This is a genomic window from Acinetobacter baylyi DSM 14961 = CIP 107474 (assembly GCF_000368685.1).
Taxonomy (GTDB): domain Bacteria; phylum Pseudomonadota; class Gammaproteobacteria; order Pseudomonadales; family Moraxellaceae; genus Acinetobacter; species Acinetobacter baylyi.
The window spans coordinates 1-21,331 of record NZ_KB849623.1; the positions used below are offsets into that span (position 1 = coordinate 1).

The 21,331-nt window shown below is 40.7% G+C and carries 19 protein-coding genes and 4 tRNA genes; 6 read left to right on the plus strand and 17 right to left on the minus strand.

Annotated features, from left to right (window positions below; translation table 11 throughout):
• Nucleotides 1-504 precede the first annotated feature (504 nt).
• Genes F952_RS00010 through F952_RS00020 form a run of 3 tightly spaced genes read left to right on the plus strand, consistent with a single transcriptional unit; the run spans nt 505 to nt 2,729 of the window.
• Complete coding sequence (locus F952_RS00010; protein WP_017385255.1) at nt 505-1,008, plus strand: regulatory sequestration protein YfiR; 504 nt, start codon at nt 505-507, stop codon at nt 1,006-1,008.
• A gap of 6 nt (nt 1,009-1,014) precedes the next feature.
• Nucleotides 1,015-2,232, plus strand: a complete 1,218-nt coding sequence (locus F952_RS00015; RefSeq protein WP_004919761.1) for a diguanylate cyclase DgcN/YfiN — start codon at nt 1,015-1,017, stop codon at nt 2,230-2,232.
• A 17-nt stretch (nt 2,233-2,249) separates the two neighbouring features.
• Nucleotides 2,250-2,729: an outer membrane lipoprotein YfiB gene (locus F952_RS00020; RefSeq protein ID WP_004919763.1), complete on the plus strand. Its 480-nt coding sequence runs from the start codon at nt 2,250-2,252 to the stop codon at nt 2,727-2,729.
• Between the two features lie 138 nt (nt 2,730-2,867).
• Here the strand turns inward: F952_RS00020 and F952_RS00025 are convergent.
• The 8 genes from F952_RS00025 to secA all read right to left on the minus strand — a co-directional run bounded on the left by F952_RS00025 (nt 2,868) and on the right by secA (nt 9,203).
• Nucleotides 2,868-2,944 (minus strand) — tRNA-Pro (locus F952_RS00025).
• A 4-nt stretch (nt 2,945-2,948) separates the two neighbouring features.
• Nucleotides 2,949-3,024, minus strand: a tRNA-His gene (locus tag F952_RS00030).
• A 38-nt stretch (nt 3,025-3,062) separates the two neighbouring features.
• Nucleotides 3,063-3,139: transfer RNA gene (locus F952_RS00035), tRNA-Arg, on the minus strand.
• 60 nt (nt 3,140-3,199) lie between these two features.
• A tRNA-Pro gene (locus F952_RS00040) sits at nt 3,200-3,276 on the minus strand.
• A gap of 130 nt (nt 3,277-3,406) precedes the next feature.
• Nucleotides 3,407-4,471: a quinolinate synthase NadA gene (gene nadA / locus F952_RS00045; protein WP_004919766.1), complete on the minus strand. Its 1,065-nt coding sequence runs from the start codon at nt 4,469-4,471 to the stop codon at nt 3,407-3,409.
• Between the two features lie 137 nt (nt 4,472-4,608).
• Nucleotides 4,609-5,829, minus strand: coding sequence for a bifunctional glutamate N-acetyltransferase/amino-acid acetyltransferase ArgJ (argJ, locus tag F952_RS00050; RefSeq protein WP_004919769.1), 1,221 nt, complete (start codon nt 5,827-5,829; stop codon nt 4,609-4,611).
• A gap of 145 nt (nt 5,830-5,974) precedes the next feature.
• Nucleotides 5,975-6,331: a hypothetical protein gene (locus F952_RS00055; protein ID WP_004919770.1), complete on the minus strand. Its 357-nt coding sequence runs from the start codon at nt 6,329-6,331 to the stop codon at nt 5,975-5,977.
• Between the two features lie 154 nt (nt 6,332-6,485).
• Nucleotides 6,486-9,203: a preprotein translocase subunit SecA gene (secA, locus tag F952_RS00060; protein ID WP_004919773.1), complete on the minus strand. Its 2,718-nt coding sequence runs from the start codon at nt 9,201-9,203 to the stop codon at nt 6,486-6,488.
• Between the two features lie 341 nt (nt 9,204-9,544).
• On the opposite strand from secA, the gene F952_RS00065 reads away from it, so the two are divergent.
• The gene (locus F952_RS00065) at nt 9,545-10,186 is read left to right on the plus strand and encodes a peroxiredoxin (protein WP_004919775.1); all 642 of its coding nucleotides are present in this window, start codon (nt 9,545-9,547) and stop codon (nt 10,184-10,186) included.
• 134 nt (nt 10,187-10,320) lie between these two features.
• On the plus strand, nt 10,321-11,145 hold the full coding sequence (locus F952_RS00070; RefSeq protein ID WP_011182106.1) for an MBL fold metallo-hydrolase: 825 nt from the start codon (nt 10,321-10,323) through the stop codon (nt 11,143-11,145).
• A 188-nt stretch (nt 11,146-11,333) separates the two neighbouring features.
• Here the strand turns inward: F952_RS00070 and F952_RS00075 are convergent, their stop codons facing one another.
• From F952_RS00075 to F952_RS00095, 5 genes are all read right to left on the minus strand, one after another.
• Entirely contained in the window at nt 11,334-12,329 is a 996-nt protein-coding gene (locus F952_RS00075) for an SPOR domain-containing protein (RefSeq protein WP_004919783.1), read from the minus strand.
• Entirely contained in the window at nt 12,320-13,570 is a 1,251-nt protein-coding gene (gene folC, locus F952_RS00080) for a bifunctional tetrahydrofolate synthase/dihydrofolate synthase (RefSeq protein WP_004919785.1), read from the minus strand. Before folC ends, F952_RS00075 begins: the two co-directional genes overlap by 10 nt.
• 32 nt (nt 13,571-13,602) lie before the next feature.
• Nucleotides 13,603-14,499: an acetyl-CoA carboxylase, carboxyltransferase subunit beta gene (gene accD / locus F952_RS00085; RefSeq protein WP_004919787.1), complete on the minus strand. Its 897-nt coding sequence runs from the start codon at nt 14,497-14,499 to the stop codon at nt 13,603-13,605.
• Nucleotides 14,496-15,299, minus strand: a complete 804-nt coding sequence (gene trpA, locus F952_RS00090) for a tryptophan synthase subunit alpha (protein WP_004919789.1) — start codon at nt 15,297-15,299, stop codon at nt 14,496-14,498. Before trpA ends, accD begins: the two co-directional genes overlap by 4 nt.
• 426 nt (nt 15,300-15,725) lie before the next feature.
• On the minus strand, nt 15,726-16,763 hold the full coding sequence (locus F952_RS00095) for an AraC family transcriptional regulator (RefSeq protein ID WP_004919791.1): 1,038 nt from the start codon (nt 16,761-16,763) through the stop codon (nt 15,726-15,728).
• 113 nt (nt 16,764-16,876) lie between these two features.
• Here F952_RS00095 and F952_RS00100 point away from each other — a divergent pair, with 113 nt between their 5' ends.
• A complete protein-coding gene (locus F952_RS00100; protein ID WP_004919793.1) occupies nt 16,877-17,752 on the plus strand; it encodes a metal-dependent hydrolase in 876 nt (291 codons plus the stop codon).
• Nucleotides 17,753-17,780: 28 nt separating this feature from the next.
• Here the strand turns inward: F952_RS00100 and F952_RS00105 are convergent, their stop codons facing one another.
• From F952_RS00105 to F952_RS00120, 4 genes are all read right to left on the minus strand, one after another.
• A complete protein-coding gene (locus F952_RS00105) occupies nt 17,781-18,776 on the minus strand; it encodes a DUF2804 domain-containing protein (protein WP_004919794.1) in 996 nt (331 codons plus the stop codon).
• Between the two features lie 88 nt (nt 18,777-18,864).
• Nucleotides 18,865-19,392 carry a DUF1543 domain-containing protein gene (locus F952_RS00110; RefSeq protein ID WP_004919797.1) on the minus strand — a complete coding sequence of 176 codons (528 nt, stop codon included), beginning with the start codon at nt 19,390-19,392 and terminating at the stop codon, nt 18,865-18,867.
• Between the two features lie 69 nt (nt 19,393-19,461).
• Entirely contained in the window at nt 19,462-20,691 is a 1,230-nt protein-coding gene (gene trpB, locus F952_RS00115) for a tryptophan synthase subunit beta (RefSeq protein ID WP_004919798.1), read from the minus strand.
• A complete protein-coding gene (locus tag F952_RS00120) occupies nt 20,675-21,316 on the minus strand; it encodes a phosphoribosylanthranilate isomerase (protein WP_004919800.1) in 642 nt (213 codons plus the stop codon). The genes trpB and F952_RS00120 overlap by 17 nt, the downstream gene beginning before the upstream one ends.
• Nucleotides 21,317-21,331: the final 15 nt, after the last annotated feature.

Genomic DNA, 21,331 nt, shown 5'->3' on the forward strand with positions numbered 1-21,331 from the left:
GCCTTTCTTAAAGAACAAGACACCAATTCTGGCTCATCAATTTTCTGACTTAAATTTCGCTCAAATAAACTTCGAGTAATTTAAACCAATCAATCAATGATAATATATCAATCAATCAACCAGTAAAAATCCACACAAGTTGTTCTTCTATTCTCTTAATGATCTTCTCGATGATTCGTCATCATCAAGCTAGGTCGGCTATGTTACTCTAAATCTCTTCAAAGTCAACAGGTAATTTCGATATTTTTAAAACTTATCAATCAACTCAAGAATCCAACCAATCTAGCCAAACCCTTGTTTATCAACAAGTTTTTATCTGCATCACCGCCGATGGATGTGCATTCTACAGCATTTTTAAGCCTAAGCAAGCATATTTTTATAAAAAAATTTCAAGCGTTTACTTATTAATCAAATTAGTTCAAAATTCAAAGTTAGCATGACTATTTTTAAATCTCCCATTCATATAACATAGACTCAAGTCACAATTTGATTTAAAAACCAAAAATGCATCACAAATTTTTCAATAGGCTTTTTTTATTGTCGCTATTGTATATATTTACAAGGGCATGCTTTGCTTCGCCTATTCAAAATTTTTATGCTCTTACTTTATCTATTATGAGCTATAGTAAATGGCCCGCAGATAATGTTCCTACACTTTGTATAATTGACAATCCCACAGTGGCCAACAGTTTTCAAAGCCAAGTTAAACAACAGTCTTATTCATATAAAATACAAGCGATTCCTGCATCATCTTTTTCTAAAACCCAATGTCAGGCAGTTTATTTTTCCAATTTATCTCCTCAACAACAACAAAATCTGATTAATAGCTATCCAACCCGCAATGTACTTTCATTTAGTTCAAATAATTCTGACTGTGAAATCGGCAGCATCTTTTGTTTATACCAACAAAAGGGAAACGCTACATTTAAGGTCAATTTAGATAGTTTAAGCCGCTCTCAAATTCGCATTGATCCTCGTGTCTTACTTTTAGCAAAAAATGCGGAGTAACTTGTCATGATTGCGAATTTATATAAATCAAATTCACTGCATAGCGTTTTTCGCAAGTCTCAGGCTACCATTTTTATTATTACTTTAGTTATTTGCTCTTTTACTTTTGTTTCTATTTCAACCTATACCATGGAAACCTATACCAAACAGAATTTGAATGTTTTAAGTCTTGCGGTGAGTGAACGGATACAACCTGCTGTTGTGTTTAAAGATCAGCAAACCATTGAACAAATTTTAAATGAATATACGTTTCAACATTCTATTCGTAGCATCAGTGTATATGATAGCCATCAAAATAGGCTTGCTTATAGTTTTAAAAAGACAGACTACTATTCTAAATTACAGATATTACTCGATCATTTTTTTCTAAAAGATCCGATAAAACTTAATATTTATCATAATAATAAACAAGTCGGTGAACTTGTTGTTTTTGGAAGTTCAGAAAAAATCTTACAATTTATTCTCACCATCCTGATTGGTCTAGCTGTGGTGATGCTGTTTATGATATTAGCATTATGGTGGTCCACCAATTCTACTTATCGCTACATTGTACAGTCTATGCAGCCACTAACCCAGACAGCACAACTTGTTAGTCAACAAAAAGCATATAATCTTCGTTTTCCAGACAATAACATTAAAGAATTTCAAGATCTTAATGATGTATTTAATGAGCTACTACAGGAAATTCAGACTTGGCATAACCACTTACAGCATGAAAATCATTTGCTATCGTTTGAGGCAAAACATGACCATCTCACCGCCCTTCCAAATCGAAGCTATTTTTATACACAATTAATGCATGTTTTTGAAAATCCAAATTCACGAAAAACGTCTGCATTAATTTTCATTGATAATAATAATTTTAAATATATTAACGATCAATATGGGCATCTTGCTGGAGACGCTGTGCTACAAGAAATGGCAAATCGACTGAAACAACGATTACGTCATCAGGACTTTATTGCTCGACTGGGTGGAGATGAATTTGCAGTGATTTTAGAATCTGTAACTCAAGTGAATCACCTGATTACAATAGCAGAAAACTTACTCAACAGTTGCCAACAACCTCTTAATTTTAATGGTCAATCTATACATTTTAGTTTTAGTTTAGGGATTGCATTTTCTCAATTTGCTTCCACTCCTGAAGAACTAATTGCTCAAGCAGATCAAGCCATGTATAAGGCAAAACATCTCACCCATCACTGGTTTATCCATAAACCGTAAATTTCAGGTAGTTCACTATGTATAACAACTCAATCAAAATATCTATTCTTGGGGTCATTTGCCTTATTCTGGCAGGATGTCTAAGCTTTGGACCACTCAAATATAAGCAGGTCAAAATGCTCCAAAAAGAAGGTTTTGTACAGACAGATGAAGGATGGACACTCGGTTTACCAGAACGCTTACTTTTTGAATTTGATAAATCTGAAGTAAATCCTGCGCACCAACAAGAGATTATTCGTTTGGCTAATCAACTGAATAAATATGGATTACATAAGTTAAAGGTGGTGGGTTATACCGATAATATTGGTAATCGTGATTATAATTTAAAGCTATCTCAAGCCAGAGCGCAAAGCGTGGCAGCAATTTTCATAAATAATAGTTTTACACCTAATCATATTCAGATTATTGGACGTGGATCAAATCAACCTCTACTGCCTAACACCACAGAAGAGAATCGTGCAGCGAATCGCCGCGTTGCAATTGTAATCGTTCCATAATCTTATTGATGGTTACAGGAAATAGAAAGATTCTGTTGTGAATCTTTCTATTTTTTATAAAAAATAAAATTTAGGCATAAAAAAACCGCATTTAAGCGGATTTCGGATTTTTTTAATATCACCTTTAATGTTTAAAGGTGGTCGGAGCAGTAGGATTCGAACCTACGACCCCCTGGTCCCAAACCAGGTGCACTACCAGGCTGTGCTATGCTCCGAATGTGGGGTGAATGACGGGATTCGAACCCGCGACAACTGGAATCACAATCCAGGGCTCTACCAACTGAGCTACATCCACCACTACTGGGTTCTACAATACCAAGCTAATCTACCAAATGGCGCGCCTGACAGGATTCGAACCTGTGACCATCCGCTTAGAAGGCGGATGCTCTATCCAACTGAGCTACAGGCGCATGACCGATGATAAAAAATATCATGCGATACTTCCGCCGATCTTAAAATATTATTTTAAGTGGTCGGAGCAGTAGGATTCGAACCTACGACCCCCTGGTCCCAAACCAGGTGCACTACCAGGCTGTGCTATGCTCCGTCTTCTCAGCTTTTACCGTATCGCACATCGTGCGGTACGGTGTGCATTCTAGGCGGGACGCTCAACCACGTCAACACCTAGAGTTAAAAAAAGTGAAAAAACGTTATCAAATGTATATTTAACAAGCATTTTAACGCTTCAACGATGCACTAAAGCTCAACATTCGATCTAAAGGAAGTTTTGCACGTTCAGCGAGCTGTGGATCAACATGAATTTCCTGATCGGCATGCTGTAAAACATGCAAAATACCATCCAGCTCATTCATTGCCATCCACGGGCAATGTGCACATGAGCGACAAGTAGCACCTTCGCCCGCAGTTGGTGCTTCCACCAAAATCTTATGCGGTACTGCTTGTTGCATCTTGTAAAAGATTCCACGATCTGTGGCTACAATCAAACGTTCATTTGGTAAAGTCTGTGCTGCCTTAATCAATTGCGATGTACTGCCTACTGCATCGGCAATCTCAACCACCGATTCTGGTGATTCAGGATGTACAAGCACTGCTGCATCTGGATATAAGGCTTTCATATTGGCAATGCCACGGGCACGGAATTCTTCATGCACGATACAAGAACCATCCCAAAGCAACATCTCGGCACCAGTTTTCTTTTGAATATAACGGCCTAAATGTTGATCTGGTGCCCAGATAATCTTTTCACCCAAACTATCTAGATGTTCAATAATTTCAACAGCACAACTTGAAGTTACTACCCAGTCTGCACGTGCTTTCACTGCCGCTGAGGTATTGGCATACACCACAACAGTATGATCTGGATGTTGATCACAAAAAGCCGAGAACTCATCAACTGGACATCCCAAATCTAGTGAGCAGGTTGCCTCTAGGGTCGGCATCAGAATCGTTTTTTCTGGAGATAAAATTTTGGCTGTTTCGCCCATAAATTTAACACCAGCCACAACTAAGGTCGTAGCGTCATGATCACGACCAAAGCGTGCCATTTCTAGAGAGTCAGATACACAGCCTCCCGTCAGCTCAGCAAGCTCCTGAACGTCAGGATCACAATAATAATGCGCAACCAGAACAGCATTACGTTTTTTTAATTCTTCCTTGATTTGATCGAACTTGGCCTGTTTTACATCTGGACTCAAGTGATGATCCTTAGGTTCACCCAAACGATCTAAATGCGCTTGCACGATTACTTTTGCATCATTTGCAATTAAAGTCGCATCATTCATAAAACGTCTTCTCTATTCTCTAGCTAGCATTTTGCGAGCGTTAACGTACAACAGCTCAGCATGTAAAGATAATATGAGCTGATAAAAAACCAAATTTAAAAAAAAACCTCACGAATGAGGTTTTTTATCGTCATCAATTACGATCGATAGTCCGCATTAATCTTGACATAATCATACGACAGATCACAGGTATATACAGTATCTTTTGCTGTACCACGTCCCAAATCTACACGAATCGTCATTTCAGCCTGCGCCATCACCCGAGCGCCCTGTTCTTCGGTGTAATCCGCTGCAGCACCACCATCACGGCAAATTTGTACGTCATCTAGCCAGACCTGAACTTTACTCACATCTAACTGCGGTACGCCTGCTTTACCAATAGCCATCACAATACGCCCCCAATTTGGATCGGATGCAAATACAGCCGTTTTAATCAGAGGAGAGTGCGCAATACTGTAGGCAACATCACAGCATTCCTGAGTATTTTCTCCGCCCTCAACAGCCACGGTAATGAATTTGGTTGCACCTTCACCATCACGAACAATGAGCTGTGCTAAACGATTCATAATTCTTTGCAAAATTTCAAGAATTTTGGAATATCTCGGATCTTGCTCAGAACTGATTTCAACCCCTCCTGCTTGCCCTGTCGCTACAAAAATACAAGAGTCATTGGTCGAGGTATCACCATCAATAGTAATACGGTTAAATGATTGCTCAACTGTTGTCTTTAATAGCGTTTGCACCAGTGATTGACTGATTGGAGCATCAGTAGCAACGAAGCTAAGCATAGTCGCCATATTTGGACGAATCATGCCAGCGCCTTTACTGATACCTGTCATGGTATAAACTACACCATCAAGCTCAAATTGTTCTGATGCACCTTTTGGTGTGGTATCTGTCGTCATGATACCAAAGGCAGCTTCAGTCCATGCATCATCTTTTAAATCTTGCAATGCTGGCTGAATACCATCAAGTAAGCGCTCAATTGGGAGTTGCTCACCAATCACACCAGTTGAAAAAGGCAATACCTGACTGGATTCTACGCCAGCTAATTCGGCAAGTTTAGTACAGGTTTTTTGAGCATTGATTACACCTGTTTGACCTGTAGCAGCATTCGCATTACCCGTATTGATAATCAGATAACGGATCGCACTTTCAGCTAAATGTTTTTTTGATACAAGCACAGGTGCGGCTGCAAATGCGCTTTGAGTAAAGACACCCGCAACATGAGACCCTTCTACAAACTTAAAAACAACCAGATCTCGTCGATTTGGATAACGTACATATGCTTCAGTTGAACCAATTTTTACACCATTTACCACATGCATGTGCGGCATTGTTACGTCACCAACAGCCATTTTCGATTTCCACTGTGTTTGTTATCAAAAAGAAAAGCTTAGTGTAAATAAACAGAAAAATCGAGCGTTAATCTATGCAAATTTATCTTGTATTTACAAATAAAAAAGCCAGCACAAATGGCTGGCCAAATGCTCTGCTACAAAATTAGTTTGCGGCTAACTGAGCAGATGTTCCTAATAATGCTTGCTTGGCTTTTTCCTGACTTGCAGCAGATAAAGCAGGATTAGTTGCCACGATCCGATTGACGTTGGCAGAATTAGCAGCGCTAATTGCCGCAGTTTTCAAGACAATTGGACGATTGCCTGTATTACCTAGCGTATAACGGATACCCGTACGCGGGCTAATAATAGTTGTACTATCGTTTTTAACTTCGACTTGTGCAGTGGTTGGACCCTGTGCTGCAAGTACTTTATCTACAGTTGTGGTTTGTGCAGGCTGAGCAAATGCAAACCCTGGAATGGCCAATGCAATACATGCCAATGGTTGTAATAGTTTTTTCATTGTCTTACCAAAATTGAAGTCAACATGTGCAAGTAAATACCACTTAATGCACTAAACTGCAAATGTTATTCGCACCTTGCAACAACTCGTAAAAAAGTCATAAAAAAAGCAGAACATTTACGTTCTGCTTTTTTCAGTTATAGCATCCTAGGAATTAGAGACGGCCATGACATTGCTTATATTTTAGTCCAGAACCACATGGACAAGGTGCATTCCGACTAGAAGGCGGCACTATATGATCTGATGAGACAATTGGTTGTTCTTCAACTTCATGATGCGTCACTGCACCAGTTAAACCATCAACCTCGTCGTGCTCAAACGATAAACGCATTGCCTCAGCCTGTTGTTGTTGCTGAGCTTCAAGTTCAGCCAGTTCTTCAGGCGTTGGTACATGAATACGTGATAGATCCGTGACGACATCAGATTTGATCACGCCCAACATGTTGACGAAGAGATTAAATGCTTCTTTTTTGTATTCTTGCTCTGGATTCTTCTGTGCGTAGCCACGTAAATGAATTCCCTGACGTAAGTAATCCATCGCTGCGAGATGATCTTTCCAGTGACGATCCAGTGAATTGAGCATAAAGTGACGTTCCAGCATTGCTGCTGACTCTTCACCCATTTGTTCACGACGAGCATGATAACGCGCCAACACTTCATCTGTAATACGCTGAACCAAAGCTTCTTCATCTAATCGGCGATCTTCATCCAGCCACTGCTGAACAGGAACCTCAATTCCAAGATCTACACGTAGCGCATTTTCCAGACCTTCAATATCCCATTGATCATGAATTGATTCTGGCGGAATAAAATTAGCGATCAAGCCAACCATCACTTCATGGTGCATCTCTTCAATATAATCTTGAAGAGTATGCTCTGCCAGAATTTCATCACGTTGAGAATAAATGATCTTACGTTGTTCGTTGTTCACATCATCGTATTTCAAGAGGTTCTTACGAATATCGAAGTTACGTGCTTCCACTTTACGTTGGGCATTTTCGATTGAGCGACTGACCATTTTGTGCTCAATAGCTTCATCTTCTTTCAGCCCCATAGCACGCATCATCCCCACCACACGATCACCTGCAAAAATACGCATTAGATCATCTTCAAGTGAGAGATAAAAACGTGAAACACCAGGGTCACCTTGACGACCAGCACGACCGCGTAACTGGTTATCGATACGACGTGATTCATGACGCTCAGAACCGATAATATGTAGACCACCTGCACTCAATACAGTCTCATGATCACGTTCCCATTCAGCTTTTAAGCGCTCTTCATCTTCTAGGGTTGGATTTTCAATTTTGGCAAGTTTGGCCTTCCAGTTACCACCCAAGATAATATCTGTACCACGACCTGCCATGTTGGTTGCAATTGTGACCGAATCTGGACTACCCGCCTGAGCAATAATATCCGCTTCGCGTTCATGCTGTTTGGCATTCAGCACTTCGTGACGAATACCTGCTTGCGTTAGCTTGTGCGATAGAATCTCACTGGCTTCAATGGTAGCTGTACCTACCAAAATTGGGGCACGTGTTTCTTGAATATTTTTAATTTCTTTCACAATCGCATCGTACTTGCCGTTACGATTTAAATAAATCAAATCGTTTTGGTCTTGGCGAACCATTGGGCGGTGCGTTGGAATAATAACTACATCTAATCCATAAATTTCTTTCATTTCAGCAGCTTCTGTATCTGCTGTACCTGTCATACCTGACAGTTTTTTGTATAAACGGAAGTAATTTTGGAATGTTGTTGTGGCAAGTGTCTGATTTTCTGGTTGAATTTCCAGGCTTTCTTTGGCTTCAACTGCTTGATGCAGACCTTCAGACCAACGACGGCCTGGCATGGTACGGCCCGTATGTTCATCAACAATAATCACTTCACCATTGTGAATAATGTAATGAACATCACGATGATAAAGGAAGTGTGCACGAATTGCGGCTGTAACATGATGAACCAAATTTAGATTGGTTGCAGAATATAAGCTTTCGCCTTCTGCCAACAATCCCATTTGAATCAATTCTTGTTCAACTGTTTCAAAACCAATTTCAGTCATCTCAACTGAACGCTGTTTTTCATCAATCCAGAAATGACCACCATCCGCCACTTTTTCTTCTTTTTGCGGCTGTAATTTTGGTGGAATGGAATTGATTGCTGCGTAAAGTTGCGATGAATCTTCGCTTTGACCCGAGATAATTAAGGGTGTACGTGCTTCATCAATTAAAATCGAATCGACTTCGTCAATGATGGCATAGTTTAAGCCACGTTGCTTTTTCTCTTGAAGAGAAAACACCATGTTGTCACGTAAGTAGTCAAAACCGAATTCATTATTGGTACCGTAAGTGATATCAGCCTGATACGCTTCTGCTTTCTCTGTCGGAGACTGCATCGAGTAAATGATACCAATACTTAAGCCTAAAAACTCAAACAATGGACGGTTAAGTTCAGCATCACGCTGTGCCAGATAGTCATTTACAGTAATGACGTGTACACCCTGCCCACTCAAAGCATTGAGATAACACGCCAGAGTACCCATGAGGGTTTTACCTTCACCTGTACGCATTTCTGCAATTTTGCCTTCATGCAGGGTAATACCACCAATAAGCTGCACATCATAGTGACGCATTCCCATAACGCGTTTTGCAGCCTCACGGCATACAGCAAAAGCTTCAGGTAAGAGTTTATCCAAACTCTCACCTTTATTATAACGTTCTTTAAATTCTGGAGTTTTTGCAGATAAGTCTGCATCGCTTAAAGCGGATATCGTCGGCTCGAGCGCATTGATTTGATCAACAATTTTACGCATGCGTTTGAGTTCGCGCTCATTTTTTGTACCGAAGATACCTCCGATCAGACTTGCCAACATGGATGAAACTCTCTAAAAACTTGCTTATCAGATGAATAAATTTTTTCTCACTCGTTATTATGGAGCCAGAAATTTGAAGTACAAGGGGTTTACACAAATCCCCTGAAAAAAAACTCGGAGGTATACGTATTGATCTTGTGTAAAATACACTACAACATTTTTCTTAAAATTAGATAATAGAATCACCTTTATCCAATTCACTCTTTATATTTCATAGACTTAAATTTTTCTATATACAAAAAATTCATAATAAAATACAAAAACCTTTATTTTATTTGCAATATAAATGTCGCATATTAGATCTCATTAGATAGAACAATATACAGATGAGGTTTTGCACCATGACTTTACGTTTAGGCGATACAGCGCCCAATTTTGAACAAGATTCTAGCGAAGGTCTAATTAATTTTTATGACTTTTTGGGTGATAGTTGGGGCATCCTGTTTTCGCATCCAGCAGATTATACGCCTGTATGTACTACAGAATTAGGATATACCGCAAAACTCAAAGATGAATTTGAAAAACGTCATGTCAAAGCCATTGCTCTTTCGGTAGATGATGTCGATTCACATCAGGGCTGGATTAAAGACATCAATGAAACCCAACAGACCACGGTTAACTTTCCAATTTTGGCCGATAAAGACCGTCAGGTTTCTGAGCTTTATGGTTTTATTCATCCGAATGCAAGTGAAACCACCACTGTTCGTTCATTGGTCATTATCGATCCGAATAAAAAAGTGAGACTTATTATTACCTATCCAGCTTCGACTGGACGAAATTTCAATGAAGTATTGCGTGTCATCGACTCTTTACAATTGACAGACAACTACAAGGTCGCAACCCCTGCCAACTGGCAGCAAGGTGAAGATGTAGTGATTGTACCGTCAATTAAGGATGAAGCTGAACTTAAAGAACGCTTTCCCAAAGGCTACAAGGCCGTTACCCCGTACCTACGCTTAACACCACAGCCTGATCAGAAATAAAATAATAAGACGAATAACAGCAAGCCTATCCATCTGATAGGCTTTTTCCTTTTTATAAGTGCTTTAATTTACATTGGACTTCTCAGGTATTTCAGTGATACCGTTTTGGAATTTATTCACAATAACAAAACGGTATGATCCATAAAATTCATCATCTGCACTGCGGTAGCATGTGCCCCGTTTGTGCGCCGCTAGTCGGTCAAAATGGCTGGCGTGCGCATATTGTATGTCATTGTCTATTACTAGAAACAGATCATGGTTTGGTCTTAGTTGATACAGGTTTAGGTTTACAAGATTATCTTCACCCCAAAGAGCGCTTAGGGACATTACTACCGCAGATCAGTCAAATTGAAATAAAATTTGAACTCAGTGCTATACAGCAAATTCAACAACTTGGTTTCAACCCGAAAGATGTAAAACATATCTTTGTCACGCATCTAGATTTTGATCATGCAGGCGGTATTTCAGATTTTCCACAAGCAACAGTGCATGTGCTCGCCTCAGAATTCAATGCCACTCAATCCATGAATATTAAAAATCGAATGCGCTACAAATCAAATCAGTTTAAAAAGCATCGCTACTGGAATTTTATTGAACACACGTCTGGAGAACGCTGGTTTAACTTGGAAAAAGTCCATGGTTTAAGTCTTTTTAAAGATGAAATTTTAATGATTCCTCTCATTGGACATTCTGCTGGACATTGTGGTATTGCAATTCGGCAAAAGGAAAAAGGCTGGATGCTATTTTGTGGTGATGCCTATTTTTCACATCTTGAATTGAATGCTCAACATCGACAAAAAGGGCTAGATTTATTTGAGCGTTTTTTAGCATATGACAATCAGCAACGACTCCATAATTTAAAGCAGTTGCAGTATCTTGCCCAAAACGAAACACAGATTGAAATGATGTGCGCTCATGATCCTGTCGAATTACAACGTTATCGAAACCAAGCTAACTAAAACACCTTAATTGGCCCACAGCTCATGATCGGGATTATAATTTTATTTAGCTGAAAAATTTACTTTTTTCAGTTTTTGGGATTGTTGAATATAAAAATAGACCAATATGCTGAGATATTGGTCTACTTAAAAATGATACAGCGTTACCTTAAAATCTATCCAAAGATTTAGCTTAATTCAATCAAATCCTAGCGTTGATCTAATGGAACCCAGTCAATTACCCAAGCAGATTTCATATTTAAACTCGCATCAGATACTATCTTTTTACGTGCTGCATCTGCTGCATCACGATCTTTAGAAGGCCCCACCATAATCCGAATTCCTTTTGAAGTTTGACTTGTCGTGACTTTATATCCTTTCGCACGTAACTTCGATACTACTGCATCAGCATTGGCCTGATTGGCTGCCAAAGCCACTTGTACCATCCAATTTTTGTCACCATTTTCAAGAAGATCACGGGCTTTTTCAGCTTCCGCTTTTTTCTTGGTTTCGTCTTCTTTATGCTTTTTCTCTTCAGCAGCTTTTTTGTCCGCTTCAGCTTTACGTTTAGCTTCGGCAGCCTTTTTATCTGCTTCTATCTGACGTTGCTTGTCTTCGGTCGCTTTTTTATCTGCTTCCGCTTTGCGCTTGGCTTCTTGCTCTTTTTTCTGTTGCTCTGCCTGTTTTTGTGCTTCTGCTACACGTTTCTGTTCAGCCTGCTTTTTTTCAGCTTCACGTTTTTGTGTATCAGTTTGAGATGGTGTCTTAGATTGCTGTGCAGTATTCTTCTTGTCATCGACCACTTCGGGTGGAATATTATCTGAACTTTCCTGAGCAGCTAAACGACGCGCATTAATTGCAGCATATTCTTCTGCTGCCTTACGAGCTGCTTCAGCCTCAGCCTGCTGCTGTGTCGCCAAAAACTCTGCTGCACGTGCTTCTTGCTCTGCGACGGCTTTCTCACGTGCACGGCGTTGCTCTTCGAGTAACTTTTTCTCAGTTTCAACATCCACAGTAATGGGTTGAAGTTGAACAGGTGCAGTTTGGGTATTGTCTTTTGCTGCTTGCTGTTCAGTTTTTTGCTGATGATCTACATGCGTTTGATGTATTTCTTCTTTGCCTTTCAGTAATAGTGCTGCCAATAAAACCCCACCACCTAATAAAACAACGCCACCCATCCAGCGTTGCTTGCTATTCATTGACATTTTTCTAAATACTCCCAAACCGCTTCTAAAGTATGAAACGATCCACAGACCAAAATCAGCTGATGAGGTCGAGATTCCTCAAGCGCAACACTGAAAGCCTCTCGAATACTGTCATACTGCTGAGTTATTTCGCCATCGAGTGCATCAAGTAATTGGGTTACTGGCGCAGCCCGTGGAACGCTTAATGCAGCAACTTTCCAATGTAAAACAGCAGGTTTCAGCAAATTGACAACCGCTTTTATATCTTTATCTGCCAACATTGAAAAGACAGCGATCACTTCTGTGTACTGTTTATTGTATTCTAAGAAATTTCGCAATTGCTTTAACAAAAAATCAACACCATGACCATTGTGTCCAGCATCAAAAACAACCGCTTTATTTTTTATTATTCTCTGTTCAAAACGTCCTGCAAGATGTGCTTTTTCGATTCCACTGGTGATGGCTGCTTGAGAAACATCAATGCCACTCACCAATAAGGCTGCGACCGCCGTGGAAATATTTTCAAGTGCCAACGAACCCAGTGGCAATTTAAGCGTAGTTCCCGAACTGGCAAAATTCCAGCTTTTCTGATCTGGTGCAACCTGATAAAAATAGTCACGCCCCAGTACATAAAGTTGTGCTTGTTGCGCTGCTGCTTTGTCTGCAATCGCCTGAGGTAAAGTTTGTACTCCTCCAAAAATCACGGGGATGTTCGAACGAATAATTCCTGCTTTTTCAAACGCAATTTTTTCGATGGTATCGCCAAGCCAGTCGGTATGATCTAAACCAATATTGGTGATGACTGCAACATCGGGATCAATCACATTCACAACATCCAGACGTCCGCCTAAGCCAACTTCCAATACCCAAATATCACAAGCCTGCTGCTGAAATATCAGAAATGCGGCCAGTGTAGTGGCTTCAAAAAAAGATAAACTGAGTCCACATTCACGACGCACCTGATCAACTTTGACAAAAGCCTCAATGAGCTGTTGATCTGACGCTTCCTGACCATTTAATTTAACGCGTTCATTAAAACGGTAAATATGAGGCGACTGATAAAGTCCCACCCGATAGCCTTGTTCAGTCAAAATTGAAGCAAGTGTTGTGGTGGTTGAACCTTTACCATTGGTGCCAGCCACAGTGAATACTTTGGCCGAGGTTTGGGTGACACCGAGTTTTTCAGCAACGGGAATGACACGTTCTAGACCTAAATCAATCCCCGTAACGTGAACATGGCCCCAATATGTGAGCCATGTCATTAAATCATCTTGGATACTTGGAGCGTCGAGTTTCAAGGTAAATTCATCAGTTTAGACACAATACGAGATACAGTATCACGTAATGCATGACGATGAACAATTTGATCGACCACACCGTGATCAAGCAAATATTCGGCACGCTGGAACGGTTCTTCTAGTGTTTCACGTACAGTTTGTTCAATCACACGTTTACCCGCAAAACCGATCATGGCTTTAGGCTCAGCAATATGCACATCACCAAGCATTGCCAATGATGCAGTTACACCACCATATACAGGATGAGTTAATACAACGATATAAGGCAGACCAGCATCTTTCATGCGTTGAATTGCAGCAGAAGTACGCGCCATTTGCATAAGCGACAGCATACCTTCTTGCATACGCGCACCGCCTGATGCAGCAAAACAGATCAATGCTTGCTTTTGTTCAATTGCACGTTCTGCCGCTTGAACGAAACGGTCGCCAACGACAGTGCCCATTGAACCACCCATAAAGTCAAATTCAAATGCGCAAGCAATCATTGAGACATTATTGAGGGTACCTTGCATCACCACCAAAGCTTCGGTTTCACCTGTTTTGCTTTGCGCTTCACGCATACGCTCTGGGTAAGGTTTGCTATCTACAAATTTAAGTGGGTCTTTAGCAGAAAATTCTTGACCTAGTTCAGCATCAACTTGATCAAAGAACCAAGTCAAACGATCACGCGCTTTCATACGCAAGTGTTCATCGCATGACGGACAAACATAGGCATTAAATGCAATTGCAGTACGAGTCACCAGTGCATGACACTCAGGACACTCAATCGTTGGCTCAGTCGATGTTGCCTTGAGCGATTGTTGTTCATTGGCAACTTGTATTCCTGGTACCTGACGTTCAGTCCATGGCGTCGATGGGCTTAGGATTTTACCTGATTTCACTTCTTGATTCATACTAACTCATCGAGCGCTGCTCGAAGCTCCTTGACTTTATTGACCGTTTGTTCAACCGCTTGGTCGATTGCTAACGTAGCAAAAGGTTTAACGAAAGCACTTCCTACAATCACTGCATCTGCAACCTGACCCATCGCTTTGGCCGATGCTGCATCACTGATCCCAAAACCGACACCAACAGGTACGGACGTTTTGGTTTTAATCTTGGCGATACGTTCCGCCGCTTCAGTCACGTCCAATGTTGCGGCCCCAGTCACACCCTTGAGTGAAACATAGTAAATAAAACCACTGGCCTGCTTCACTACGTGCTCGATTCGCTGGTCTGTCGAAGTCGGTGCAAGTAAAAAGATCTGATCCATATCATGCTGCTTAAGCACCACATCAAATTCTTTTGCTTCTTCTGGTGGTAAATCCACTAAAAGAACACCATCTACGCCACATGCCTTAGCATGAGATACAAATTTTTCGTAACCGATCACTTCAACAGGATTCAGATAGCCCATCAGAACCACAGGTGTTTCGCTATCGTTCTGACGAAACTCCTTCACCATATTCAGTGCATCGAGGGTATTGGTTCCAGCAGCCAGAGCTCGTTCGGCTGCAAGCGCAATCACTGGACCATCTGCCATCGGGTCTGAAAAAGGCAGACCGAGCTCAATAACATCTACACCCGCCTCTACCATCTTGTGCAACAATGGTACAGACACTTGCGGCTGTGGATCACCTGCCATCACATATGAAACCAGTGCTTTACGTTGTTGGGATTTAAGCTGTTCAAAACGGGTGGCAAGACGTGACATAGGGTTGTGCTTTCCTTGATTATTTAAAACCTAATTTAAAAAAGGGAGTTGTTTGTAGAAATACAAGACATCGCATTTTAACGCTATTTTTTGCTCATTGAACAGTCTCGGCATTAAGCAATACGTATCTCTTTACTATTTCATACAACCCATGGCGTACATTTATCAATATTTTGATTTTTTTCTCAATGATCAAAGCTTCCTATTTTTATGCAACCACCAAGATCAACGCCTTGAAAAAAAATAGGGTTTACTTCTAAAAAAAATAATAAAAAGCACTTATTTAGTTTATTTTCATCACGTTTTTATTTTAGGTGTTTTAAAATCTATCACAAATTTTTTATATTCAGATGTGGCTAAAGATCATTTTTATAGATGATCTTTAAAAGTTTAAACGTATCTTTTATTTTATTTTAAGCTGGTATATCAGTCTTGATGCAGATCAGCCCGATAGTTTTTAGGGGTTCGACCTGTCCAACGTTTAAAGGCCCGACCAAATGCACTCTGGTCTGCATAACCTAATAATTCAGCAATTTCAGTTAAAGCACGCCCTTGTTTCAAATATAGCTGACTTTGCTGCAAACGAAACTCATCGAGAATGTCCTGAAAATTGAGTTGATACTGCTTCAGCTGACGTTGTAAGGTTCGTTCAGACGCATGTAACTGTTTAGCCACGTAGTGTTGTATGACTTCATTTTGATGACGAAGCCCCTGCTCGATTAATCCCATCACTTTTTGCTTAAATTGTTGCTGACGATGTTCAAATGTATCGGCATGCTGCAAGGACTGCTTTGCCTGACTCGATAGCATCTGATTTAAATGCTGATCCGCAGCAAAACTTCGTGCTCGTAAAATTTGTTTTGAAAATCCAATACAATACTGTCCCTCACGAATCGTCACATCACATCCGTAAAACTGCGCATAATATGAAATAGAGAAATTGGGGACATGCCCTAATTGAATAAAAACAGGAGGAATCAAATGCTGCTGTATAATCGCCTGTGCAATCTTAAATATAAGAGCCTGATTAAGTTCGTACATTTCACGATAATCTTCATATAACGCGCCCCAACTGATTTGTATTAAATCCTGCTGCTCTACAATTTTTAATTGCTCTAAATTGGTCTGCTTAAAAATCAAGGGATAATATTGTTCAAGCAAACTCAATGCCTGTTGTAAATTTAGACTGGTTGAAGCGAGATAACCGATCAGTCCCACATCTTGCAAGGTTGCGTGTTCGGCCAAGACCAGACTGACAGGCCGAGATAAAGTACTTTGTACCTGCTTTAGAAGCTGCGTATAAACATGTAAATCAAAACCCTGTTCTAGCTCCTGATCGAGGGCTTGGGAAAATTGTAACCAGTAGTCAGCCCAAGCCTTCTGCTGTGAGAGATGCTCAAGATGATAATGTTGTCTTACCCGCTGCAATAATCGTAGATAACCCACAATAATTTTGACTGACATGGTTACACCGCAAAAGAGATATGTCGCTATTTGTATAAAAAATGGCAAGGTCTGTCAAAACAAAACCGATGGTTGTTGCCATACTCAAGTTATCTTTTTATGAGAATTAAAAAATGAATGCACAGGTTCAGTATCAAGTCGATCCAGTTGTGCGTACCCAACTTGATTTTAAGCTTGAAGAAATTCCACGTTTTTGGTTTGCTGGTGACCCATTCCGTACGCGAATATTTGATGCATTGAGTCTGACTTTTCCAGATGGGGAGCGTTACTTCATTGAATGCGTACGCTTATTTCGCGACAAGATTCAAGACCCTGAACTACAGGCACGTGTAGCTGATTTTATTAAACAAGAGGCACAGCACGGTATTGCTCACGATAAAATGAATCAACTCATGAAGCAGCAAGGCATGCCTGTAGAACAATTTACCACCATGCTTAAAAAAATCTTTCGTTTCGAGCTGAGTAAACGTTCACCACAATATAACATTGCGATGACAGCAGCTGCCGAACACTTAACAGCGCTCATGGCAGAAACTTTTTACAGTAAAAAAGAAACGCTAAAAGAGGTTCATCCTTATGTCCGAGCTTTACTGGCCTGGCATTCAATTGAAGAAATGGAGCATCGTGATGTTGCATATGATGTCATGCAACAGGTGGGAGAGGTTCCAGAAACTATACGTAAATTCACGCTGGCACTCACCACGCTTTTGATGTTTAGTTTTACCATGTATCGTGCCAATGTCATGCTGCGTTATGATGGATTTTCAGCACGTGAGCGTTTACAGCTTTTTCGTCAGGGTTTACCTTGGTTTTTAGGCCGTAAAGGCATTTTAACTGCCATGAAAAAACAATATCTGGATTGGTACAAATCAGATTTTCATCCAAGCCAACATGCAGTCATTCATCAATATGATGTGTGGGTCAAAACTTTTGAAGAAACCAAAGATCCTATTCTGGCAGGTCAGGCATTCTGGGAAGCTGGTTATTAAAACCAGCTTGTCATCACTCAGTTGCTTATTACCATTTTGCGTAGTGCTGTTCGAGCAAGGCATATTCCTGATTAAGCACTACCGTTTTATTTTCATCAAGCAAAATCTTACCTGTTAGTTTCGCCTGCCATTGACTAAACTGGCTGCCAACCATACGTAGGTTAATACTTTCATAACGACGCCAGCCTGTTTCTACATGAAGTTCTAATTTATGATCTAAGGATCGGATCACCCAATGGTTTTTATCTTGTCGTTCAAACAATACATCTGCTATGGAATGTAAAACACCATTGATCCAGATACAGTTTTCATTACCAAAGCTTTCATTGACACCCGATGCCAAATTAATACCGATTCTGTCGCCATGATCAGTCCAAAAGCTACTCGAGAGCCAGAACCAAGCCGTTTCTGGGCGTAAAAAACCACAGGTATCATCTAAAGAAGCCAAACTGGTTTCATTAAATTCAATCATCTCACCCTGTTTTGTAGTGAAATATCCCTCAACACCCAATGTGGTTTTTTTCTGAGTATAGGTCCAGCCATTGATGCCATTGGGTGAACATAAACTTAAAGGCTCTGTACCTGCACAAAAAATTCGGGCACTTAATAATATCTCACCATATTTAGTGACACGCAGATATCGGACACCATTGGCATGTTGTATATCCAGTTCAAACGGCGATTTGTAAAAATAACTTTGATTGAAAAGGGGTTGTTCATCTACACAAGTCTTGCGCGCAAAGGCATGAATGGCATTCCACTCCTGCACTTGATGTTTGGCATGATCATAAACATAAAAAAATCCATGCCCTGCCCATCCAATATCAGCTATGGCTAAACCGATGCTGTAATGTTGATGTTGAATGCTACAAAACTTAAATTTTTTATATTTCAGTTTTTTACGCCAGCCCTTTTCGATTTTCCCATAAGGTGACTTATAAATGTAACGATCTAAACCAATTGCAGTAGGCAATTGCGAAAAGCGACCGTATCGAGGTTGTCCATTTTCCTGAATTAAATCCATTTGATTCGCTCCACAAGGAAGCATGCTCCTATGCAAAATAAACAATTGCTGTGCAAATTGTATAAAAATCAGATTTATTATTGAGACTTTAGTCTAAGAGAAGTTCATCTAAAATTAAATATGTATTTTGCCAAATCGTAGGATTAAAAGGGCCTTCAACTAGATGTAGATAACATCCAGCAACATGATCGACAGGTATACAATCATCAATATCAATGATTGCATCTGTATGTGGTTTTTGCCAGAAATGAGGAATAAGTTGTTTAGCCTGCTGTTTTGCAACTTTACGATTGGAAGCAACAACCAGTTTATACTGATGCAACTCTCCAAACTCTTGGGCAGAGTATCCACCCAAATTGATCAAAAATAGTTTGGGATCATTGATAGCAGGTTGTTGCTGTGAAAAATGCAATTGATAGTTTTTTCCTTGAAATGCAATACCCTGTATTTTCGCCCAAGCGTCAATATGTAACCCTTTTAACTCACCAAACCATGCTTGCTTGAGTTGGGGCTGGATGTCTTGCAATGTATCTCCAATGGCAAATACCACATCATGTACTTCGGTATTGGCACGCTGATGCCGACCACCCAGCATCACCATAAATAAACTCAACATGCTTATCTTTCTCCAAAAAAATGGGCCACATTGATGTTGCCCATTTCCACATCACGTTCATGATTAGAATTACATTTCTACCATCTCGATGCCATCAATACGTGCCACCGTCATTAGGTCTTTATCGCCACGACCTGACACATTGGCAATGATAATCTGATCTTTGTCCATGGTAGGTGCCAGCTTGGTGACATAAGCCATTGCATGAGCACTCTCGATTGCAGGAATAATGCCTTCAATGCGAGTAAGGTCACGGAAGCCTTGTAATGCTTCGTTATCGTCAATAGGTACGTATTCAACACGATGCATGTCTTTGAGAAAGCTATGCTCAGGGCCAACACCAGGGTAATCCAGACCCGCAGAAATACTGTGGGTTTCGATAATCTGACCTTGTGGATCACTCATCAAATAGGTGCGGTTACCATGTAATACACCCACATGCCCTGCATTAAGCGGAGCAGAATGCTTGCCTGTTTCGATACCATGACCCGCAGCTTCAACACCATACATTTTGACGTCTTGATCATTCAGGAATGGATAAAACAGCCCGATCGCGTTAGAACCACCACCGACACACGCCACAAGCGCATCTGGCAAACGTCCTGCCTGTTCCTGAATCTGGCGACGGGCTTCACGTCCAATAATCGACTGGAAATCACGCACCAACTGAGGATAAGGATGTGGACCTGCTACAGTGCCAATCACATAATAAGTACTGTCTACATTGGTCACCCAATCGCGCATGGCTTCATTCATGGCATCTTTTAGGGTTTTTGAACCACTTTGTACAGGAATAACTGTCGCACCAAGCAAACGCATGCGATACACATTCATGGCCTGACGCTTGACATCCTCTGCACCCATGAACACGACACATTCGAGGCCCAAACGTGCTGCAATCGTTGCAGTTGCAACACCATGCTGACCCGCACCCGTTTCTGCAATGATACGTTTTTTGCCAGAAAGCTTGGCCAATAATGCCTGACCAATGGTGTTATTAACTTTGTGTGAACCTGTATGATTCAGGTCTTCACGTTTTAAGTAAATTTGCGCACCACCGAGCTTCTTTGACCATCGTTCAGCATAATAAAGTGGACTAGGACGACCTACATAATAGGCAAGATCGCGGTCAAATTCTGCCAGAAACTGTTCGTCATTTTTCATGCGGTTGTAAAGATTTTCTAAATCTTCAAGTGCCGCCATAAGTGTTTCTGATACAAAACGTCCGCCATGAATACCAAAATGCCCACGAGCATCTGGATATTGCGTATAGTCAATCACGTTATTTTGCTGATCCACATTGGACTCCTTGCATAAATCGTTCGATGAGTTGTTTATCTTTAATACCTTTTGCGGCCTCTACCCCTCCGCTCACATCCACTGCAAAAGCGTGTGTGGTTTGAATGGCATCTACAACATTTTCAGGCGTTAAACCGCCTGCAAGAATAAGTGGAATATCCAGCTTGGGAAACTTCGACCAATCAAATTGATGACCAGTTCCACCTTTGAGCTCTGGATGCCACGCATCCAGCAATACCGCACTTGCACCAGCGGCCTGATAACGCTGAACTTCATCAACTACATCAAGCTCTGGTTTAACTTGAATGGCTTTATACCAGCGACGCTTGCACTGCAGAGCAATCTCTTGACATTGCTCAGGCGTTTCATCGCCATGTAGTTGTAATACATCCAAAGCCACACAATCAAGCACTGATTTGATTTGATCCGCAGTTGCATTCACAAATAAACCAACCACCTGAACATAAGCGGGAATATGCTGGAGCAATGCTTGCGCTTGCGCTATAGAAACATGTCGAGGACTTGGTGGGAAAAAAACCAGTCCAATGGCATCTGCACCTGCACTTACTGCTGCTTGGACATCTTGGGAACGGGTAATACCGCAAATTTTTGCGCGCGTTCGCATAGAAAGAAGCTCATT